Source organism: Flavivirga algicola (assembly GCF_012910715.1).
GTDB classification, from domain to species: Bacteria; Bacteroidota; Bacteroidia; order Flavobacteriales; family Flavobacteriaceae; genus Flavivirga; species Flavivirga algicola.
Genome location: NZ_JABBHF010000017.1, coordinates 59,118 through 79,792 on the forward strand (window position 1 = coordinate 59,118; position 20,675 = coordinate 79,792).

The window sequence follows — 20,675 nt, forward strand, 5'->3', positions numbered from 1 at the left end:
TATGAATTTAATATCTAAAGATGAAAATATAAAAAACTCAATAGTGTATATTGGATATGTTATCTTAAAAGAGTTAAGCTTAAGAAAAGAAGGAAAAATGTCTATTTATGATATTGCAGGTTTATTAAAAAAAGAAAACTTATTGAATGGTGAACAATTAAATTATTCTTTAATGTTTCTTTACGCAACAGATATTGTTGATTTTCAAGAACCATATATCTATGTGAAATGATAAGATTAAAAAAACTATATACTTATCCAGAAATCACGAAACCCATTGAATTCAAGGAAGGTTTGAACTTCATTTTGGGAGAAAAGGATACATCTTCAAATAAAACTAATGGAGTAGGTAAGTCCATGTCCATTGAATTTCTGAACTTTTGTTTATTACGAAGTCAAGTAGGTAGTCGTGTTTTAAAAATACCAAAAACTATTCTTAACCCTGAAACACAAATTTGTTTAGATCTTGTGATAAATAACAAGGAATTAACGATTATTAGAACACCAAAAAATCATGATAACCCAGAAATAATTTTTTATGATAATAGAGTAACTTTTGATAATTTAAATAATGCTTTGCACTATTTAAATGATTTATATTATACTAACAAATCAAATATTAATCTCAACCCTTCATTTAGAGAATTAATTAACCCTTCAATAAGGGACGAAAGATCTGAATTCAAAGATATTGTAAGTTATTTTGACACAAAAACTCGTGTTCCGTCTGATTATACTCCTACTTTATACATGTTAGATTTTGACATTGCTTCATATAGATTAGCAAAATCGACAATAAAGGAAATTGATAAATTAACTGGAATTATTAGTGATTTAAAAAAGAGTTTAACTCGTAATAATATGACAAGTTTAACCGACGTCAGAGCAGAGGTAAATTCTTTGGATGGAGAATTAGAAAAATTAGAGCGTGAATTAGAAGAGCTAAAAACATATGAATCTTTTGAAACGATAGAAGATGAGTTAGTGGATATAAATTTAGCACTAAACGAAATGAGGTCACAGCAATCATACCTTAAGTTTAGTATTCAGAAGATTCGATCACTTCCTGAAATTCAAAAGATTGATGAGACTGATGTATTATTTATATATGAACAATTTAAAGAAGGTTTAGGTGGCCAATTAAAGAAGTCTTTTGATCAAGTAAACCAATTTAAAGAAAAAATAGAAAATTTTCAAAACCATATTGTAAATGAAAAACTAAAAACATTAATAGCAGAACATAAAAAAATAAATAAAAAAATAAAGACTTTAGATGACGAAAGGTCAAGAATAATGCAGGTTTTTGATAAACAAGGAATATTTAAAAACTTGAAACAAAGTCTATCTATTTATCATCAAAGGAGTGAAGAGTCTAGTGTAATTCGAGCACAATTAAAAAGCTATGATTCAAATAACAAGCAAAAAAATGCTTTAAAATCTAATAAGTCCACTTTTGTCACAAGAATTGATGAATCGATAGTTTCTAATGAAGAAAAGATTAGAAGCTTTAATAGTACCATTTCCGACATACATGAGTATATAATGGGAAATAGAGGTTGTGCTTTTGATATCCTTACCATAAATAGAGATTCATATAAGGATATTGTCAAATTTAATATGTCAATAGATTATGGTGGAAGTCATAGTGTGGAGAGAGCAAAAGTTTTTATTTATGACATGTCTCTATTATTAAACGAGTATACTAAAATCAAACACCCTGGTTTTTTAGTTCATGATAACATATTTGATGTCGACCAAGATACATTATTGAGGAGTTTAAATTTTTTATATTCAATTGAAAACCCTGATTCTTTTCAATACATTTTAACATTAAATAGTGATAAATTAGACGATAAAGAATCAATAGAGTTTCTAGATTTTGATATACATGATTATGCTAGAGCTATATTTACTAAATCTAATCGCTTTATTATTGGTGACAAATATTCCGAATTGAATTAATCATTTTATATAATATAGAATTATAGTTATCATTTTTTTATAAATAGAGTGATAAGTACTAAACATTACAATTCCACCGGCGTGTCATCTGTGTAATAATTTAACTTATGCTGAGTAAAGTTCATTATTATTTATGTAATTTGTATCTTTATATTAACAAAGACAAATAATTTTTGTTTTTAAATTGTTCTTTTTGACTTTAGTGTACAGTTCGGTGAATCGCACTGAATTTACATGTTTAAAGCGCTGATAAACAGTAGTTTGAAAATCTTAAGTTAATCCTGTCATCCCGACTGATAGGATATTAAAAGAAAACTTTTAATATGTAAATTAATGAAAACCAGTAAAATAAAATTTTACTGGTTTTTTTTGTTTCCATTTGGGAGCATATTCATTAGTGTCCTATTTCGTGTCCTGTTTTTAGAAAATAAATTTCTAAATTTAGTGTTCGCTCAGTATTTGACTTTTGTGAGCGATTTGGCTTTCGTTTAACTGATTTATCAATTTAAAACGAAAGTAATGACTACTACACACACATTCAATGTCCATTTTTGGTTGAAAAAGAGCTCAATCAAAAGTGATGGAAGGATTCCTATTTATGCAAGTATTTGGATAGACAGTATCCCTGTTGATTTAAGCACAAAAGAGGCAATTTTTGAGGAACACTGGAATTCTGAAGCAAAACGGGTAAAATCACGAATAAAAGCTGTAAAACTTCGTTATTTAGGAAAAGACAAGGCTGTTTTGACATTCAAAAATCTTTTGGATTATCATAAAGATAACGAATTGGGAAAATTAGCTCCAGGAACTACAAAGAATTATAGTTCAACAGAGAAATACCTTGACCGATTTATCAAAAAGCAATTCAACTCAACCGATATACATTTAACCCAAATCAATTATTCTTTTGTTGTCAAATTTGAAAATTACCTCAGAACCTGCCCTCCATTAAAAAAATCACAACCCTTAAAAAATAATGGGATAATGAAACATCTTGAACGTATGCAAAAGCATACTATTTTGGCTTTTAAACATGGTTGGATTAAGATTAACCCTTTTGCTCTGTATGAACTAAAGTTTGAAGAGTTTGATTACCCATTTTTAGAGCAGTGCGAAATTGATACAATGTACAATCTTTCCATAACACAAACGGGTATGTGTTTGATAAGGGACATATCAAAAATCAAAGACACCTGTAAGGTTACCGTTATTAGATAAAGCTAAGGAGATTTTGGAGAAATATGCTGATTATCCTTGTGCTGAAAATAACCTTGACCAACGCCTTCAAAAAAATAAGCTCAAAAAAACTGTTTATGATACTATCAGCGGATTAACTACCACTTAACATAAACAGTAAAGCAAACCCGGCAGTGATATCTATTGTAAACAAACCCCAATATGAGTCGGCATACTCACCAATAATTGCAACGGTAATCCATACCGTTATCAAACAAATGAGCATACGCAATCAAGAGCCTTCATTTATACTTATGGAGGAAGCTCCTACCATCCGTTTATTGAATATGCACCGTGTACTGGTAACACTAAGAAGCTATGATATAGCAACGGTCTATGTGATGCAAGATAAGATACAGAACGATATGCTCTATGGTGAAAAGGCTAGCAAGGCCATCCTTAGTAATTTGTCATATCAATTTTTTGGAAAGGTAAACGATCCCGACACCGCAAAATATTATGAGCGGTTCTTTGAAATCATCAAAAATCCAACGAGAAGTATAAGTAAAGGAACGTGGTTTTCATTGGAAGCACGAGTTACCAAAGGCGAACGGGAAGTGCCTAAACGGAGGGCGGAAATCTTTTTTAAATTGAAACAAGGTGAGTTTGTGGTCTTTGCTGATGGTAAGGATAAAAAGGTACGATTTAAACGCCCAGAAATACAAAGAGAATTGCCATCCCCAGTAGTTATGACGGCCCAAGATCTAGAAGCAAACTTTGTTAAAATCCATGATGAAATAAGATCGATATTTAAGTAAATGAAATGCTTGTCACTCATTAAAAAAGTGTATCTTAAAGTCGATTAATTTCATGGAAATATGTTTTATAATAATGCGAAATGCGACATATATTGGTAAAGGTGTAGGCAAAAAATTGATGCAAGATATTGATAATGCAACACGTTCTGTAAAGATTATATCACCTTTTCTAGCGCCTTTCCTTATCAAAAAATTGATTAACTTACATAATAGAGACATTTATGTAGAATTGATTACCACAGATGATATAGAAGACTATCAAAGGGATAAGGAAAAGAACATTCACAAACTGATCATTCAACAAAAGCATACCAATGAAAAAGCACGTTTAACCAGAAAACGAATGAAAACAGCAAGGCTTATTGTCTTTCTATTAGTCTTTTTATTAGCTGGGTTTATCGTTTGGCATATTTACAATGCAAAGGAGGTTCAAACCATTCGACATATAACTTTAATAATGAGTATAGGTGTTTTGATAGGTTGGTTCTTATCTGTTAAAATTAAAAATAAACGAATATTCACTTATTCCTATAAGCAATTGTTCCCTTTTAAGGTCTTTTTTTCGCCTAAAAGCTATTATGATAGCTATACTTATTTTCATAGTAAAATGTATATCATCAATGATTAGGATTGCTTATTTGGGGTCTTTGAACTTTACCAGAAACGGGACGCAAAACAACTATGAAACTAGAATTAGGACTACAGATGGAGAAGCGGTTAAAAAAATCGAGGAAGAGTTCAATACACTTTTTTATGATAATAATTATCCAGAAAGAAGCATACAACTTTGGGGACAACGTTTATATCATGAACCTATTAACTAAATATAAAAGCTAATATTGTATTTGGTTTAACGCTCAAAAGCACTTCTAAACTGATAAAAGAAACGCTCTATTAAACGTAAATCTTCCGTAATAATTTCGGCAGCGCCTCTCATTTCCTGTTTGAAGTCGATTTCTTTATTATAAGTGGTCATGAGTTTTTTTGGCAATGAAACATCAATAACGTACAGCCCTTCCTTATTGGGTAATAAGGAGATGTTTTTAACGGTCCCCTTGAGCATGCCAAATTCAGTTTCTGGATAGTTTTCTAATTTTATATTCACATGTTGTCCTTCTTTAATCTTTCCTGAATTTTGCGCAGGCGCTTTCAATTTGGCAATAAATGACGAACTTTTACTAGGGATAATGGTAAACACCAAATCACCTTGATTTACGGTTTGATTTTCGTTCCAGTAATTTAAAAAGGATACCTTACCATTTATATTTGATTGTAGTACGTATTGCTGCTCCCAATCCTTAAGTGCTTTTTTTAATTGGTTGAAAGACTGAATAACGTTCTTAAGCAAGGTCATGTCTTCTTTCACTTTATTTATTTCTGTACCTCTGGAGTTTTTATTGGCGTTACTTATGTTTTCTTTTATTTGAGATATGTAAGCTTCAAAACTTTGGTAATTGCGTTTGGTTCTGGCATAATCTAATTGTTTGTTTTCATAATCCTGCTCAGAAATGATTCCTTTTTTAAAGAGGGTTTCGTTGCGTTTTAAGTCTTTAGCCTTGAACTCTAATTCCGTTTTACTGATCGCTTTTTGAGATTCTAAGTTTTTCAACCGTCTTTTGAGTTCTGAAATAGAAATTTTATTAGCAATCGATTCGTTAGAAAAAGGTTGTAGCTCTTTATTAAGTTTATACTGAATATAACTATTTTCAAAAAGGGCGTATTGAGCATCTATATTGCCTAGAAATAAGACAGGCAGATTATCAAAAGGAAATTTGAACGATTTTGTGTCAATTTTTAAGGTGTCAATAATAGATTTTAATATAAAAACATCTTTATAACTAGCCGTGTTTTCTATAATTGCTAGTGGCTGGTTTATTGTTACTTCATCATAGTCATTAATTAGAATAATTTCCAGTTTCCCCGTTATTTTCGCATACTCTTTTTGAGGGGGGATTTCTGTTGTTATAAGAGCTTCAGAAGGAATAATGTCAGGGTATTTAATAAACCAGGAAATAAGCAGTAATAAAATAATTAAGACAAAGAACAGAGTGCTTCCCCAACGTATCATCCAATTGGGCACTTTGGTAAGTATGTCCTGTACCTCTTCGCTTCTTAATTCTATATTATCTAAACTATTATCTGCCATTTATTTCCCTAACTCCAATTGATTTTTAACTAAGTTGTAATACTGTCCTTTTTGCTTAACCAAGGTATTATGGTTTCCAGCTTCTACAATAAGTCCTTTGTCTAAAACAACAATTTGATGTACATCTTTAACAGTACTTAGTCTATGAGCAATAACTACCACTGTTTTATGTTCGAAAAACGCATTTAGTTTCTCCATGATTACTTTTTCGTTATTGATATCTAAAGCACTTGTGGCTTCATCAAAAAATAAGAAATCAGGATTTTTATATACAGCTCTTGCTATTAAAAGACGTTGCTTTTGACCAGTGCTTAAACCGATTCCTTCCATTCCTATTTTTGTATTATAAGATAGCGGTAAACTTTCTATAAAATCTTTGATATTTGCTATATCAACAGCATGAGCCAACTTCTCTTTATCAATATAATCTTCTCCAACAGCTATGTTGTTAGCTATAGTATCACTAAAAATATACCCTTCTTGCATTACCACACCGCAGTAATCTCTCCAATGTTTATGAGACACATGTTTTAGGTCATGATGCCCTATTTTTATGTCTCCTTCATCAGGCTGATAAAACTTTAACAAAAGCTTCATGAGCGTTGTTTTTCCACTACCGCTGACACCAACAATGGCTGTTGTTTTGTTTGAAGGGATTTCCAAATTTAAATGTTCTAATACCTTTTTATCGGCACCAGTATATTTAAAAGATACATTGTGCAAACTAAGGCTGCTATTTTTAGGGATATCACTTATGCTGTCACTGGAATTGTCTTCATCTTCTTTAGTGTGTATTTCAGATAAACGTTCTAACGAAATTTTAGCGTCTTGTACTTCTTTTATAAAGTTGATGAGTTGTGCAATAGGGGAGTTTAACTGCCCCACAATATAGCTTATGGCCAACATCATACCAAGGGTTATATTACCATCAATGACTAGTTTGGCTGCTAAAATGGTGATCAAAATATTTTTTAGTTCATTGATAAACCCAGAACCTACACTTTGGTATTGCTCTAATTTTAAACCATCAATAGAGACCTTAAAGAGTCTTGCCTGAATGTACTCCCAACTCCAGCGTTTTTGTTTTTCTGCATTATGAAGTTTTATTTCCTGCATGCCATTAATAAGTTCAATGACCTTGCTTTGTTCTTGACTCACTTCAGAAAACAGTTTATAATCTAAATCAGCACGTTTTTTTAGAAATATGAGTATCCAGAGAAAATACAGAATGCTTCCTAAACTGAAAATGCCGAAAATCTGTAAGTTGTAAAATGCCAACACAAAACTGAATACTATTAGATTTACCACTGAAAACAACACATTTAAAGACGATGAAGTAAGCACTTGTTCAATTCGCTTATGGTCATTGATACGTTGTAATATATCCCCAGTCATTCGGGAATCAAAAAACGCTATAGGAAGGTTCATGAGTTTGATAAAAAAGTCTGAAACCAGAGATATATTAATACGTGTACTTAGATGTAAAAGAATCCAACTCCTTATAATTTCAATAGCTGTTTTTCCAATAAATAAGGCTAGTTGCGCAAAAAGGATCAAATAGATAAAATGAATGTCTTGATTTTTTATACCAACATCTACAATACTTTGTGTTAGAAAAGGAAAGATAAGCTGTAAAATACTAGCGGCAATAAGGCCGATAACTAGTTGCCAAATGAATTTTTTATACTTTAAAACATATTTGGATAGAAAAGAAAACCCTAAACTTTTTTCTTTGTCCTCATAGTTTGAACTATAAAACTTAGGGGTGGTTTCTAGAAGTAATGCTACGCCTTCTTCTGTTTGGTCATTAGCATTATTGCCAATCCAGAACTTTAAAAATTCCTCTTTGGAATATTTAAGACGTCCATGTGCAGGATCTGAAACGCAAAACACTTCTTTTTCAATCTTGTACAGCACCACAAAATGTTTCTTGTTCCAGTGAACAATGCATGGTAAAGGCACTTCTAATAGTTTTTCTAAAGAAATTTTTATACCTATAGAACGAAAACCCAAACGTTCTGCGGCTTCACCTAACCCCATTAAACTACTCCCTAAACGTGTGGTTTCTGCCAGATTCCGCAGTTCCTGTAGAGGAATGGTTTTTTTATAATATTTAGCAATAATTTTTAGGCAGGTAGGACCACAATCTTTACTATCATATTGTTTGTAATGCGGGAATTTCATCTTTAATAATAGCTACGAAAAGTCAAAAGTAAAGTTTTTCTTAAAAAAAAGAATCAGTAAACATATAAAATCATTAATTCAATTAAAAAGAGTGAAATACTTTTATTGCAAATTTGTAAACACTTTAAATGGACTACAATTTTAGAGTAAAGTGCCCTTTATAAATTTTCCCGTTTTCTTTCTCCAACACAAACCAATAATCATCGGAAGAAAGCTTAGAACCATTAAAAGTACCATCCCAACTGCCTGTAGGACTTAATTGCTTTAATAGCTTTCCATACCTATCATAAATGTAAATTTTATTTAATGGTTCTTTATCTGCATTTATAATCTGCCAGGTATCATTATAACCATCGCCATTTGGAGTAAAAAAGTGTGGATAATACATCAAGTAAATATCCTCAGATACAACGCCACAACCATTTTTATCTCTAACGAAGACTGTATAGTCATTAACGCTAAGATTATTAAATTCGTTGGAATCTTGATATGTTACATCATCAAGGGAGTATTCATAATCTCCAGTTCCTTCAACAAAAACGGTTATTTCATTTTCACTTCTACTCCAGTCCTTGATTTCTATATCTGTAATTTTAGCGATGCCAGAATTGATCACACGTACGGTTTTTTGAGTACTACATCTAACAGAATTATAAATATTAGTAACCGTTACTTCATAGCTTCCAACGCTTTCGACTGTAATCGACTGTGAGGTTTCACCTGTTGACCATAGATATTCATCAAATCCTACATCAGCTACAATCTCCACAGTATCATTTTCACAGATAAGCCAAGTGTCGTTCATCAATAGTTTAGGTTTGTCTACAACAACAAAATCAATTGTTGTAGTGTCAAAGCATATATTACTAAGCGGGTTTTCTACTTTTACAGTGATGGTTTGTGTTTCGCTTAAAAATGGATTAGGCAAGGGGCTAGGTAAATCATTACCATTTGCATCTATATAACTTACTATCATACTGCTTTGTCCATTTAAAACGGTCATCTCAATCAAAGAAGTGTCAAACGGGTATTGCCCATCTTGGTCATCATCACAGACTACGATCGGATTAACAGGATAAGCTACGGCAGCTGCATCTACATTGAACGTAATTTGAGTTTCATCAAAACAAGCACCATTTGTATCTTGAGATGTTGGATTAGTGACCCTAGCCGTTATAGTTTGCGCTGCCGTTAGAAAAGGGTTAGGCAATGGACTTGGTAAGGCATCTCCATTTTCATCGGTATAGGTTACTATTACATTATTCTGTCCATCTAATAATGTCATTTCCACTAAAGAAGTATCAAAAGCATACATTCCATCACCATTGTCATCACATTGCTCTGAAATTGTAACAGGATATGCTATAGGTTGCTGTTCTACACGAAGCGTAATATGATGACCTAAACCTAAGCAGTCGTTATCTAAGGCACTATCTACACGTATAAAAACATCTTGTGCATGAGGATAACCTATATTTTGGTAATTGGTAATATCTGCAATCGGATTTGTTTCTGATAATGCATCAGCCTGATTTCTATAGTACTTGATAATGAGTTGCTGTCCTATTGGAAACAAGGCCTCTATTTCCGTATTAACTAAACTAAAATCAAACGTAGCAATACCATCGGTTATATCCGTACCATCATCACATTCATAAAAATTTCTTGTATAGGTATTAGGTATTTGGGTAGTGGATACAATAAGATTTACCTGTGCCGTTCTATGGCAATCATTTGAGCTCTCTATTCTAGCCCAAATAGCATCGGTGCTCACCGTTTGATTGGTATAAGTCGTTTCATTTATTATGGGATTGTTACCATTATCTGCTTCTGCCTGTGTTTCGTAAAAGGTAATGGTTTCGGTTTGATGATTCGTTGATAGCTCAGCATATACCTCTGTTAAATTAAACAAGCTAAAGCCATCAAGGTCATCATCACACTGTTTCAGTTCTACAATTGATGAAACCGTTGGTAATTCAAAAACTTCAATATCAAAACTAGTTTGAGCTTTGCAGTTAGTATTGCTATTATTTACTACCTCCACGTATATCGTTTCTTGTCTATTGGTGTTTTGATATGCAGATGGTGTATTTATAAAGTCTGTTAGACCTGAATCCCTATAATAGTTAATTATGAAATCTGAAGGTAGATGTCCATTTAAAATAGTGGTTTCATTTTGAGTTAAATCGAATTGAATCCTGCCATCATCGTCTGTTCCAACACTGGTGTCATCACAAAACGACAATTTAGGAACGTTTAAACTTGGCACGGGAGTTTCAAATACTTCAATGTTGAATGTTGTGGTGGCTTCACAGGCGGTGTTACCTATATTACGTACACTAGCTACAATGCTTTGAACTGTATAAGCACCTGAATTGATGTAACTACTTGGAGATGAAATAGCGTTTCCATTGTTATAGTCAGTCATTGATGCGTAATAAGTAACACTGAAATCTGAGTTACTTTGTCCATTTAAAATATCAATACTTTGAGTTGTTAAATCGAAATTATAAAAACCATTATTATCATCGTCACAAACCAACATATTTTGCGGTTGAGTAGCTGTTGGTTGTTCATATATGGTAACTGTTTTGGTTTCGGTAGATGTTTGCCCTCCAGAAGTTACGCTTAAAGTAACATCATAGTCTCCTGCACTTAAATAGTTATACGCAGGGTTCTCAACGCTTGATGTATTACCATCTCCAAAATCCCAAGTAAGGGAATCGTAGGCTTGAGAAATATTGGCTTTAAATTCTGTGGTTTCACCTAAACAAAGATTTTCGTATTCAAAACCAACTATAAAGAAAGATTGTATAAAAGGGGGCAATCCAAATTGGCTAAATCTCCCACCTAATGGTACATGCTCAAATTGATAATTACAACCTATCCCTACTACATTCGGATTATCAATAACATCAATTAACTGGTCTCCAAATTTTGCGACATATATTTTTCCATTAGTAGCTAATTGTAAAGCGCTGTAAGGTCTAGGAAGTGGTGTAATAATAAGTTGAGAATTAATAATATCAGCTGGAGATCCCGACTCTAAATTATATTGATAAACACCATTACCTCCTATACTGATATATAAAATTTTACTATTAGGAGAGAACTCTATACCGTAAACTTCTTCATTATCTGGATTAAAATCAATAAGTGTAATTGGATTTGAGACTATACCTGTGGCCGCATCGAAATCAAATAGTTGTGCTTCAGACAGACCTTCAGATCTAGCTACAGCCAATTTAGTGCCATCTGGTGATATTTTTATTTGTCCAATACCTCTACCAGCGGGAACAGCAAAACCAGGAAATAATGGGACATCATTAACTACAGTTCCAGTGTTGCTTACAACAGGAATAACACCAACACCTACATTTGAAACAACATGAGCTATAAACTCATTACTATTCCACTTGTGGCTAACCACCCAATATCCTTCAAAGGAAGAGCTTTTTACAGCTGTTAATTTTTCAGTAGTAGGTTGATTTAGTATAATGTTTTTATTAGATGTTATACCTCCTAAGCCTCCATCTAACGACATATCAACTTCAGAATATTGTAGACCTTTATTTAGGGTAGGGTTTACAGTATCTTCAGATTCTAATGCATCTACGGTAAAAATATAGTAGATATTCGGATTGTTTGGTTGCGGAACAATAATAGCCGAATGTGTACTTGATGGATGTCCATTTAAACCTGTACCATTGAACATTACAGCATGATTTCTATTCCACACAGTTACTCCATCTGTATAAAATAGTAAGTTGCCGTTACTATCTGAAATAGTAGCACAACCTTCTTCGGTATCTAAAGCACCATCCAATAAAGGTACTGGGTTACCACTATTAAAATCTAGTCCAGCATTATTCCCAAAATACCAAATGTTGGCTTCATTTTGTGCGAAACCAACATTTGATAGCAGTAGGGCTATAAAAAATATTTTAATGATTTTATATTTCAATAACTCAATTTAATTAGGCCACTCTAAAGCAAACTGTACTTCTAAATCTATGTCGTCCACTTTCAAAGTTATTGTATTTGGTTTACTACCAATATGCTCTTGAAAAGTAATTTCTCTTTCAAAAGGAGGACCTAGCATAATGTCTTGTGCTATACCTCCTCCATCATCATCGCCCATACTAAAACGTAATGAGAATTGTGGGTCTAGGTACAAGTTTTCGGAAGAAACATCCCAAGTAAGGTCTCCTTGGTTCTCTTTAATTTCAGACTTAAACCAATTTTGAAAACCAAAAGTATTTTCAGTTATACCTACTTCGGGTTTTTGTAAATTAAATAGTAAATCTGCTAAACGATTAACATCATTATTTGAAAATTCACTATCCCAAGTACCATTAATATTGGAAAAGGAAATTACTTTAACCGAATTAATTTTAACAGCACCGCCTCTTGTAACATTTGTTGTAAAACTCTTTAAGGTCTCATCCCCTTTGTTATTAATTGCTTTTATGTAGATAGTTTTTTCTCCTACATTATCAAAACTAAAATAAAGTGTTGTAGAGCTACCAAAACCTAGAGGTGTAATAGTACGATCTAATAACGTAGTCTGAAAATCATCAAGAGAAGCCTGTAAGGTCATGATATTTTCATTCCCTTTGATATCAACAGCAATGGTTTCATCAATTACATTTGTGGCTTTTCCAGTTAATTCAATTAAAAAATTTGAATTGTTATCATTCGGTTTATTAGAGTCATCAGATGAACTACAAGCAGATAAAATGACAAACATTGTCACTAATATTGTTTCTTTCATTTTTAGAATACTTTTGGGATTGCTTAATTGATGATAAGAAGTCTATTTATTTTTTTTGGATCTAGTTTTTTTACGCTTCTTATCCTTGCGTATATATTTGATACTTTTAATTAAGTCATAAATCACTACAATAAAATCTAGCACATCAATTTGAATTAATATAATTAACTAAAGAATTAATAGATAAATTTACTCCATTATAATATTCCTTGTTTTTGAAACTTGGGACTAAAATATCTTTAATGACCATATTGCATATACTATCGTTAAGTTTGGATTCTAAGTTTCTAGAATAAGCAATTCCAACTTCTCTCGAAGCTTTACTAATTTTAAACGTTACTACCTTGTCCAAATTATATTTGGAATTGAATATGCCATTTGTAATTTTAGCACTTTCAACTATGGTTTTCTTTTTTGGTTTAGCGTCAGTTACGACAATGAAAGTAAGATTTTGATCTTCTTTTAGTTTAAGGATATTATCTTTTAAATTATCTAATTGATTCTTTAAAAAGAGTGTGTCAAAATCATAAACAAACATTAAATCATGCGGTTTGTCTAAGTAATTATATTTATTAATATCTTCACTAAAAATAATTTCGACTTTAGAGTTTTCATGCTTAGAATTTTCATTTTTTTTACACGAAATAAGTGTTAAGAAGATTACTAGATATAAAAAAAGCCGTCTCATTTTTAAGTAAGTTTATTATTTATAATACTAAGGTATGTAAATTTTTTAGATGAACTTTTATAAGTTTTAAAACTTATAAAAGTTCATTCTAATGTTTAATGATTTAAAAGTTTTACCAGCTACCAGAAGCTCCACTACCGTTAAATTTTCCACCTTTCTTTTTTGAGGCAGCAGTAGCGGTCATTTTATATTTGGTTTCTTCCTTAGAGACTTCAATGTCTGTTGTAAAATTACCTGAAATCGCAATAATAATTGCGTAAAGAATTGTTTCCATGATGTATAGTTTATATATGATTATTTTTTACCATCGACCACCAGCACCGCCGCCGCCAAAACCGCCACCACAATTACATTCTCTATAATAATTTTGTTCTTGCTCATATGTCATCATACTATGATTTAAAGCATAATGAGGGGCGTATTTAACAATTAATGGTTTGTAACTTGAATTTACAGCGGTTAGATAGAAGTTTTCGGCCATATATCTGGTCATTACGATTCCTGCAATAGTATCACTATAACCACCTGAAGCTGCACTGGCTCCAACACCTAATGCAAGCATTGCAGCCTCAACTTCTGACCAAATAGTGTCAACACTACTAGTTTCAGCCGTATCTGCCCATGTCGAGGCATATGCTTCAATAAGCTTTCTTAGTTGCCCCATTTCTGTGAAATTTTGTAAAGCACTAATTTTTATAGTATTGTCAATCATTCGTTTTTCGTTAGCCTCATATTCTTTAATAATCTTTTCTATCTCGATTTTATGAGATATCGTATGTGCGACATGGTTTAAACCAGCGCTAATAGCTCCATTTCTAAACCCTTGCCAAAAATTTCCACCTGCAATTACACTACCGAATCCACCAGACATAGCACCAGAAAATGTTGTGCCAACAGCTCTTAAAAAGTTACTAGCTTTACTTAGCCATTTGTTAGTAGCTCCTCCCAAAGCAGAACCAAATGCGCCAGATAGGGCACCAGCTCCAAATTTTCCTCCTTGAACAGCTGACATTGTTCCACCCAAAATAGCATGTGCAGTTATTTGAAACCCTGTTGTTATTATGGATGCTGTTGCGGCTGTAACTCCAGAACTTGTTAAGCTTGAAGAAATTGCACCAGCCAATTCACCAATTCCAAAACTGGCGGCTCCTCCAATAGCACCAAATAATGCAGCTTTTCCTGCTCCTACGAAGAAACCTTCTCCATTTATTGTATTAATAATACCATTTGTTAGTACGCCAACTACTGCACCTATTAAAGCAGTTATGATAAATTCTCCATTTGGATCATTAAGAACTAAAGGGTTATTCCATACATAACTGTAACGATTGAAGCTTTGAGTATTGTAAGGCTCCTGTATATAATTATCAGGAGATAAGAAACGTCCTAATTGAGCATCATACATACGACCATTCATATGTATCAATGAGACCTCAAAGAAATGCTCATGACCTGTAAAGCCTCTGCCTACTAAAGAAGTATGGTTAAAATAGGTATTGCCTTGAGAATCAATAAACTTATCCGTTGCACCCCAAGCTCCAAATTGTCGTTGCTCTTTAACTATTCCATTTGCATCTGTTATGGCTAAAATACTTCCTAAATAATCACGATGTAAATAGTGGTATCCATCAATAGGTTCTCGTCCAGATTGCTTGATATGGGTGATTGGAGCTGAGTAAGCATCTCCTCCAATATATGTAATTATTTTAATCGCATTATTTTCAGTATCATCTATGATTTCAACTGGCATAATACTAGAATATATTTTGCGGTATTGCCTTGAGTATTTATCTACTTCTGTACCACCATACAAAGCAACAGTTCTATTTTGCATGGGACCATATTCAAATGTTACCCGCCCTTTGTCTTTTTCGTATATTTCTACAGGCTTTTTGTATGCATTATAGGTTATTTGTTGCAGACTATGCTGTTGGTAATATAAATCTCCTTGATTGTTTAGATCTATATTATCCAATTGATAAATAGAATTGTTGTCATAGCTATAATCTCCAACAAAAGAATTATTTGTAATTCGACCCCTTCCGTCATACGATTTGGTATGTGAAGTTGCACCACTGATTTGTGTTAATCTATCTAAATTATCATGAGTGAAACTTTCATCCCAATTATTAAAAGCGTAGTTTTTTCGACTGTTTAAAATACCTCGTGAAGCATCAAAACTATAATCCATTTTTAGGGCTTGAGCACCTCCACTAGAATCGTCTTTATCTGTAATGTTAGTCAAGAAACCATATTGGTCATATTGTCTAGCTTTTGTTATGCCATTTCCTAAATCAACCTCTAATATATTTCCACGTGCATCCTCATTATTTAATTTCCATAGAAGATTATTTGAATTAAAGTCTCTAATTTCTTTCTGAATTCCTGCTGGGTCATAAATATTTTTGACTTTGACAGTGCTACTGACACCTGAACGAGAGCTTATAAAAGTATTGGAAGAAACTCTACCAAAGCTATCGTAGCTCATTTGTTTTTCAAAAGCTGCAGATCCCCCATTTGATTCTTTTACTTTATTAAGTCTCTTATTAGAATCATAGAAATAGTCATATACATAAGCTCTTCCTTGAGCAGTGCCACTAATTTTTTCTAATAATTTAGAGGTGGCATTAAAAGTATAATTGATATTAGTATTAGTATTGTCTCCAGATATTTTTTTATTGGATATTCTACCGTAGTTATCATAAGTATATTCTGTAAAACCTTTTGGAGTTGTCTCCTTGGTAACTTCTCCTAAAATATTATAAGTGTATGTGTAAGTACCTGCCGATGGATCTGATAAAGATGCTTTTCTTCCCCAACCATCAATAGTTGTAGTAACAGTATGGCTACCATAATTAGCAGATTTCATAACGCCATTACCATAATATTGATAATTAATGGTTCCACCAATATCTTGTAGTTTAGTTATATTGCCTAAAGCATCTTTAGTAGTCGTTATGGATTTTGTACCGTCATTTACAGTTGAGGAAAGTCCACTATAGCTAATATTAATAGTTTTTCCCGTGTAGAGTGATTGGGATATTTGACGGCCATACTGGTCATAATAAACTTGGTTCCATTGAGTAGGATTACCTCCATTGAAATATGGCTCACTTTCTCTAATTTGACGTCCTATAGCATCAAACTCAAATCGTTTTGTTCTCCATTTATTATTAAGACCTAATATTTGATTTTGGACCTCCCATCCAAAACTATTATAAAATGCTTTTGTGTCTTTTCCTTCAGGGTAATCAATACTAGTAGTAAGGCACGAACCAATCCCCGATACATTCTCTCTGTTATATGAATAATTAGTCTCTTTTCCTAAGTAATCAGTTTCTTTGAGTAATCTTTGCCATTCATCGTAAGCAAATCTAGTCGTCTGGTTATAGGGGTTTATTTTTGTAAGGGGAGTACCTGTACTAGTATTGAAAGTATATTTTGTTTTCAACCCAAGTACATCAGTGTTTTCTATCATAAAACGACCGCTAGAATCGTACTTAAAATACTCAATACGACTGGTAATGCCGCTACCACTAATAGTTTTTCGAGTATTATTACCAAAAGCATCGTATAGGAAATTTTCAGTTAACCAAGGTGTGCCAGCACCTTTCTTCCTAGTTTGTGTAAGCAGGTTATTACTGTAAGTATATTGAGTCTCTACACTAAAAGAGTTTCCTCCAATAACGCTTGTTTCAATCTTTTTTGTAGGTCTTCCTATATGATAATATTGACTAGTTGAGGAGGGGTTATTAGCATATTGGTAAGTTACGGTTTTTGAACCTCCAGAAAAAGTAGTGCTTATTGATAAAGGATTTTTATATCCATCATAAGTGTAGTTTTCGGTTGAACTAATACTTTGTAAACCATCTGTTTTTACAATACGAGTTGGGATATTGATAAATACCTTATTAGAAAGCGTTTGTGTTGAATATGTATAATCAGATTTTGTTACAAAACTTGAAGGGGGAGAGTCGGATGCATAAGTAGCAACCCATTGTTGTTTAATAGCCCCTCTTTTTTGCATATCATGTTTAGATATATTCCAAAGTTGCCCAACGTCAGTCCCAAACCAATTGGATTTTTTTACCACTTTAAAGCCTAAGAAACCTAACCCTTGCGCATGAGAAACTGCACCCGTATACTGATATAGTTGCCTTTGGGTATAACCAGATCCAGTATTTTTAGCTTCTTTTACGACTCTTAAAGAAGGAGCTATATTGACGTTTACATATGGATAGTTTTCATTGTAGTCGAATGAATAAGTGTCTGAGCCATATCTTGAATTTAATCTCTCATAAAAAATGTCCGTAACCAGACCATCATTAGTAATTCTTTTTAAAGAGATATCTTTTTTATGGTCCTGGTTAAACTCATAAGTGTAAACATCGTTAGCTACAATATATGCATATTCAGGGTGTGCATTATTAGAAAGGTTAGCTCCTAAAAAAATTGGAATACCAAATTTACTTAATCCATTATTTGTTCTTACGGAATTTGTAACTAAAGAGAATGTAGGTGTGCTATCGGAGGTATTATGTTTATTTGCATACAATTGTATTCTATCACTAACTTGGGTTATTGAAGAATATGGAGATATTACTTCGTGTTTTAGGATGTCTGTTTTTCCATCTCCATTATAGTCTTGAGCGATATAGTGATACTCATATAAAGGGTTACTCATGCTAACACCATTTACATTGCGAGTTCCGTTGTGTACGTAATTTTCTGTATAAGTAACTCCTATATTTTTTGAATAGTAATAAACACTATTTCCTCTAGATAGAAAGAATCGCCAAGTTGAACTATTGTTAGAAGACGGAATAGTGAAGTCTGTTTTTCCGTCTCCATTATAATCTCCCAAAAGAATTGGTTTATCTTGATCAATGTAGCTATTGGATAAATATGCAATTTGTACTAATTGATTGTTAGACGTGTTTAAGGAATAAACTCTTACCGATCCGTCACGAATATGCATTAGGTCAGTCTTACCATCTCCGTCAAAATCTACGCCATACAATTTATCCTTACTATCTTCAATGCGATTGGCTAATGAACCAATATTTAAAGCACTTGTACTTGCGGTACGTTTTAAATTAATAAAATAAACTTCAGAATTTCCTTGTGAGACATTGGAATTGGATGAGAAGTTACAGTTTCTTCTCATGCCATAAAATTTTCTGTAGTATTTTTTAGGAATAGCCAATACATCGGTTAAACCATCTCCATTAAAATCTCCATTTATATAGACTTTTTCTATTTTTCTATCTTCTGGCTGTGAACAACTTGATGCACCAGTACCAAAAGGTGCTGGTCCTATCGGGAAATTAACATTTTTATCATATTGAAAAACAGCTCCATAGGCAGCCATTGCAAATGTTCTAAAACGTACTGTAGAATTAGAGCTATTTATTGTTTCACTTGCGGTGGTAACTCCTTGTTGCTGCAAAATTTTTCCATTCCAAGACAAAATAGTACTCGCAAAAACGCCATCAAATTTTTCGGTATTAACAGAATAGCCAATACTAACATTTTGGTTGCTAAACATATCCATGAATACATTAAGCTTATTTCTGGAATCTTTGTTATATGTGATGATGTCCATTTTTCCATCACCATCAAATTCTCCAGCTGTCATGGCATCATTTCGATAATCAATTCCAGGATATATTGTTAATGAATTACCATTTCTGGAAACTCCACTAGAGGAGTAATCATATGAAAAAGAAATAGCAGGGAATGATTGATTCAATCTATTGTATTCCCTTATAGAAGTTATTCTTTGGTATCCTAAAGATGTAGTGCTATGTGTGAGTTGATATTTGCGGTAAAGCTGCCCGCCTCCTTTGACCTCAATGCGATCGAGTATATTTGTTCTTTTGAAAGAATTACCGTTAATGTATGATAGTTCAGGACGTGTTCTGGTCTTGTAGTAGAACTTTATTTCATTTGGGGAAGTAGCACTTGCTCTCGCTCCATATTTAATTGTGTTAATACGAAGTAAACCATTACTCTGCAAATAATCATATTGAACGTAATTTCCCTGTGGGTCTTGTCTTTTGTGTAAAACCCATTCTAAGCGAGAAGAACCTATACTATTATAATAGGCTCTTGTTCCATCAGGATAGAATACAATAAAATAAGAAGGTCCATATGAAGCACCATAAGGATGTGTTCCATATGCTCTTATTTTTAAATTTGAATAATTTTCTGTTTGATATTCAGAATTTGCTGCTCCATATGTGCCACTTTTACGCAATAATCGTTGACCGTCCAGCGCATACCTGTCATAAGAGTCAAAATCTACAGCATCTATTATTCCATCATGTTGTAATGTAGAAGGAATTCTTGTAATTGTTGATAAGCCAGCAATATTCCAACCCCATCCTGCCAAACCATTAGCAGATTGACTACTAAAGGCGAGACTTATATTTGGAGCAACGTCTTTAATACCTGGAGGCAAGCTAATGGGAACTGCATAATTCGCAGCTCCGTTTAATGAAACATTAAATAAACCAGGAGTAGTTCCTGCGGTTGCAGAAGATGCTGTTCCTCCACCTGGAGGGTCTACTCTTTCAATACACTCTCCTGTTGTAGTATCACAAATCCCATCACAATCTATACAAGGAATAGGGAGAACCTCTTCAACACATTCTCCAGTATCTGGGTCAATCCTACATGGGATTGATGGATCTGGTAGTCTTGGTGTTAATTGGCTTGCTGATTTTGATTGAGTACTTTTTGATAGTTGGGTTTGAAGCTTTGCTTTATCATTTTTTTTAATGACAATTTTTTCATAATCCATCTTAACTGTATTTGATGGATCTTCCAATAAATTATTAGGTGTCTGTGAAAAACCTAAAAAACTTGTGATTGTTAATATAAAACCTAAAAAGTATTTTTTTAATTGCATTCCCCTTTAATTTA

Annotated in this window: 12 protein-coding genes and 1 pseudogene; 6 read left to right on the forward strand and 7 right to left on the reverse strand. The window is 32.8% G+C overall.

The features are described from left to right. Position 1: 1 nt before the first annotated feature. The 6 genes and pseudogenes from HHX25_RS20465 to HHX25_RS20490 all read left to right on the forward strand — a co-directional run bounded on the left by HHX25_RS20465 (position 2) and on the right by HHX25_RS20490 (position 4,780). Positions 2-232 carry a hypothetical protein gene (locus tag HHX25_RS20465; protein WP_169677282.1) on the forward strand — a complete coding sequence of 77 codons (231 nt, stop codon included), beginning with the start codon at positions 2-4 and terminating at the stop codon, positions 230-232. Beyond that, positions 229-1,962: a DUF2326 domain-containing protein gene (locus tag HHX25_RS20470; protein ID WP_169677284.1), complete on the forward strand. Its 1,734-nt coding sequence runs from the start codon at positions 229-231 to the stop codon at positions 1,960-1,962. Before HHX25_RS20465 ends, HHX25_RS20470 begins: the two co-directional genes overlap by 4 nt. A gap of 519 nt (positions 1,963-2,481) precedes the next feature. Further along, entirely contained in the window at positions 2,482-3,180 is a 699-nt protein-coding gene (locus HHX25_RS20475; RefSeq protein WP_169677286.1) for a phage integrase SAM-like domain and Arm DNA-binding domain-containing protein, read from the forward strand. 41 nt (positions 3,181-3,221) lie between these two features. After that, a pseudogene (locus HHX25_RS20480) lies at positions 3,222-3,956 on the forward strand (type IV secretory system conjugative DNA transfer family protein); the annotation flags it as partial. Between the two features lie 52 nt (positions 3,957-4,008). After that, positions 4,009-4,584, forward strand: coding sequence for a hypothetical protein (locus tag HHX25_RS20485; RefSeq protein ID WP_169677288.1), 576 nt, complete (start codon positions 4,009-4,011; stop codon positions 4,582-4,584). Then, positions 4,577-4,780, forward strand: a complete 204-nt coding sequence (locus HHX25_RS20490) for a phospholipase D-like domain-containing protein (protein WP_169677290.1) — start codon at positions 4,577-4,579, stop codon at positions 4,778-4,780. The genes HHX25_RS20485 and HHX25_RS20490 overlap by 8 nt, the downstream gene beginning before the upstream one ends. A gap of 26 nt (positions 4,781-4,806) precedes the next feature. On the opposite strand, the gene HHX25_RS20495 is transcribed toward HHX25_RS20490, so the two are convergent. From HHX25_RS20495 to HHX25_RS20525, 7 genes are all read right to left on the reverse strand, one after another. Next, on the reverse strand, positions 4,807-6,102 hold the full coding sequence (locus tag HHX25_RS20495; protein WP_169677291.1) for an HlyD family secretion protein: 1,296 nt from the start codon (positions 6,100-6,102) through the stop codon (positions 4,807-4,809). Next, positions 6,103-8,286, reverse strand: coding sequence for a peptidase domain-containing ABC transporter (locus HHX25_RS20500; protein ID WP_169677292.1), 2,184 nt, complete (start codon positions 8,284-8,286; stop codon positions 6,103-6,105). Positions 8,287-8,419: 133 nt separating this feature from the next. Then, complete coding sequence (locus HHX25_RS20505) at positions 8,420-12,250, reverse strand: T9SS type B sorting domain-containing protein (RefSeq protein ID WP_169677293.1); 3,831 nt, start codon at positions 12,248-12,250, stop codon at positions 8,420-8,422. A 9-nt stretch (positions 12,251-12,259) separates the two neighbouring features. Next, positions 12,260-13,060 (reverse strand): hypothetical protein, encoded by an 801-nt coding sequence (locus HHX25_RS20510; RefSeq protein ID WP_169677294.1) that lies wholly within the window; start codon positions 13,058-13,060, stop codon positions 12,260-12,262. A 145-nt stretch (positions 13,061-13,205) separates the two neighbouring features. Next, positions 13,206-13,748: a TPM domain-containing protein gene (locus HHX25_RS20515; protein WP_169677295.1), complete on the reverse strand. Its 543-nt coding sequence runs from the start codon at positions 13,746-13,748 to the stop codon at positions 13,206-13,208. Between the two features lie 112 nt (positions 13,749-13,860). Continuing rightward, positions 13,861-14,022 carry a hypothetical protein gene (locus HHX25_RS20520; protein ID WP_169677296.1) on the reverse strand — a complete coding sequence of 54 codons (162 nt, stop codon included), beginning with the start codon at positions 14,020-14,022 and terminating at the stop codon, positions 13,861-13,863. A gap of 27 nt (positions 14,023-14,049) precedes the next feature. Next, a complete protein-coding gene (locus HHX25_RS20525; protein WP_169677297.1) occupies positions 14,050-20,661 on the reverse strand; it encodes an RHS repeat-associated core domain-containing protein in 6,612 nt (2,203 codons plus the stop codon). Positions 20,662-20,675 lie beyond the last annotated feature (14 nt).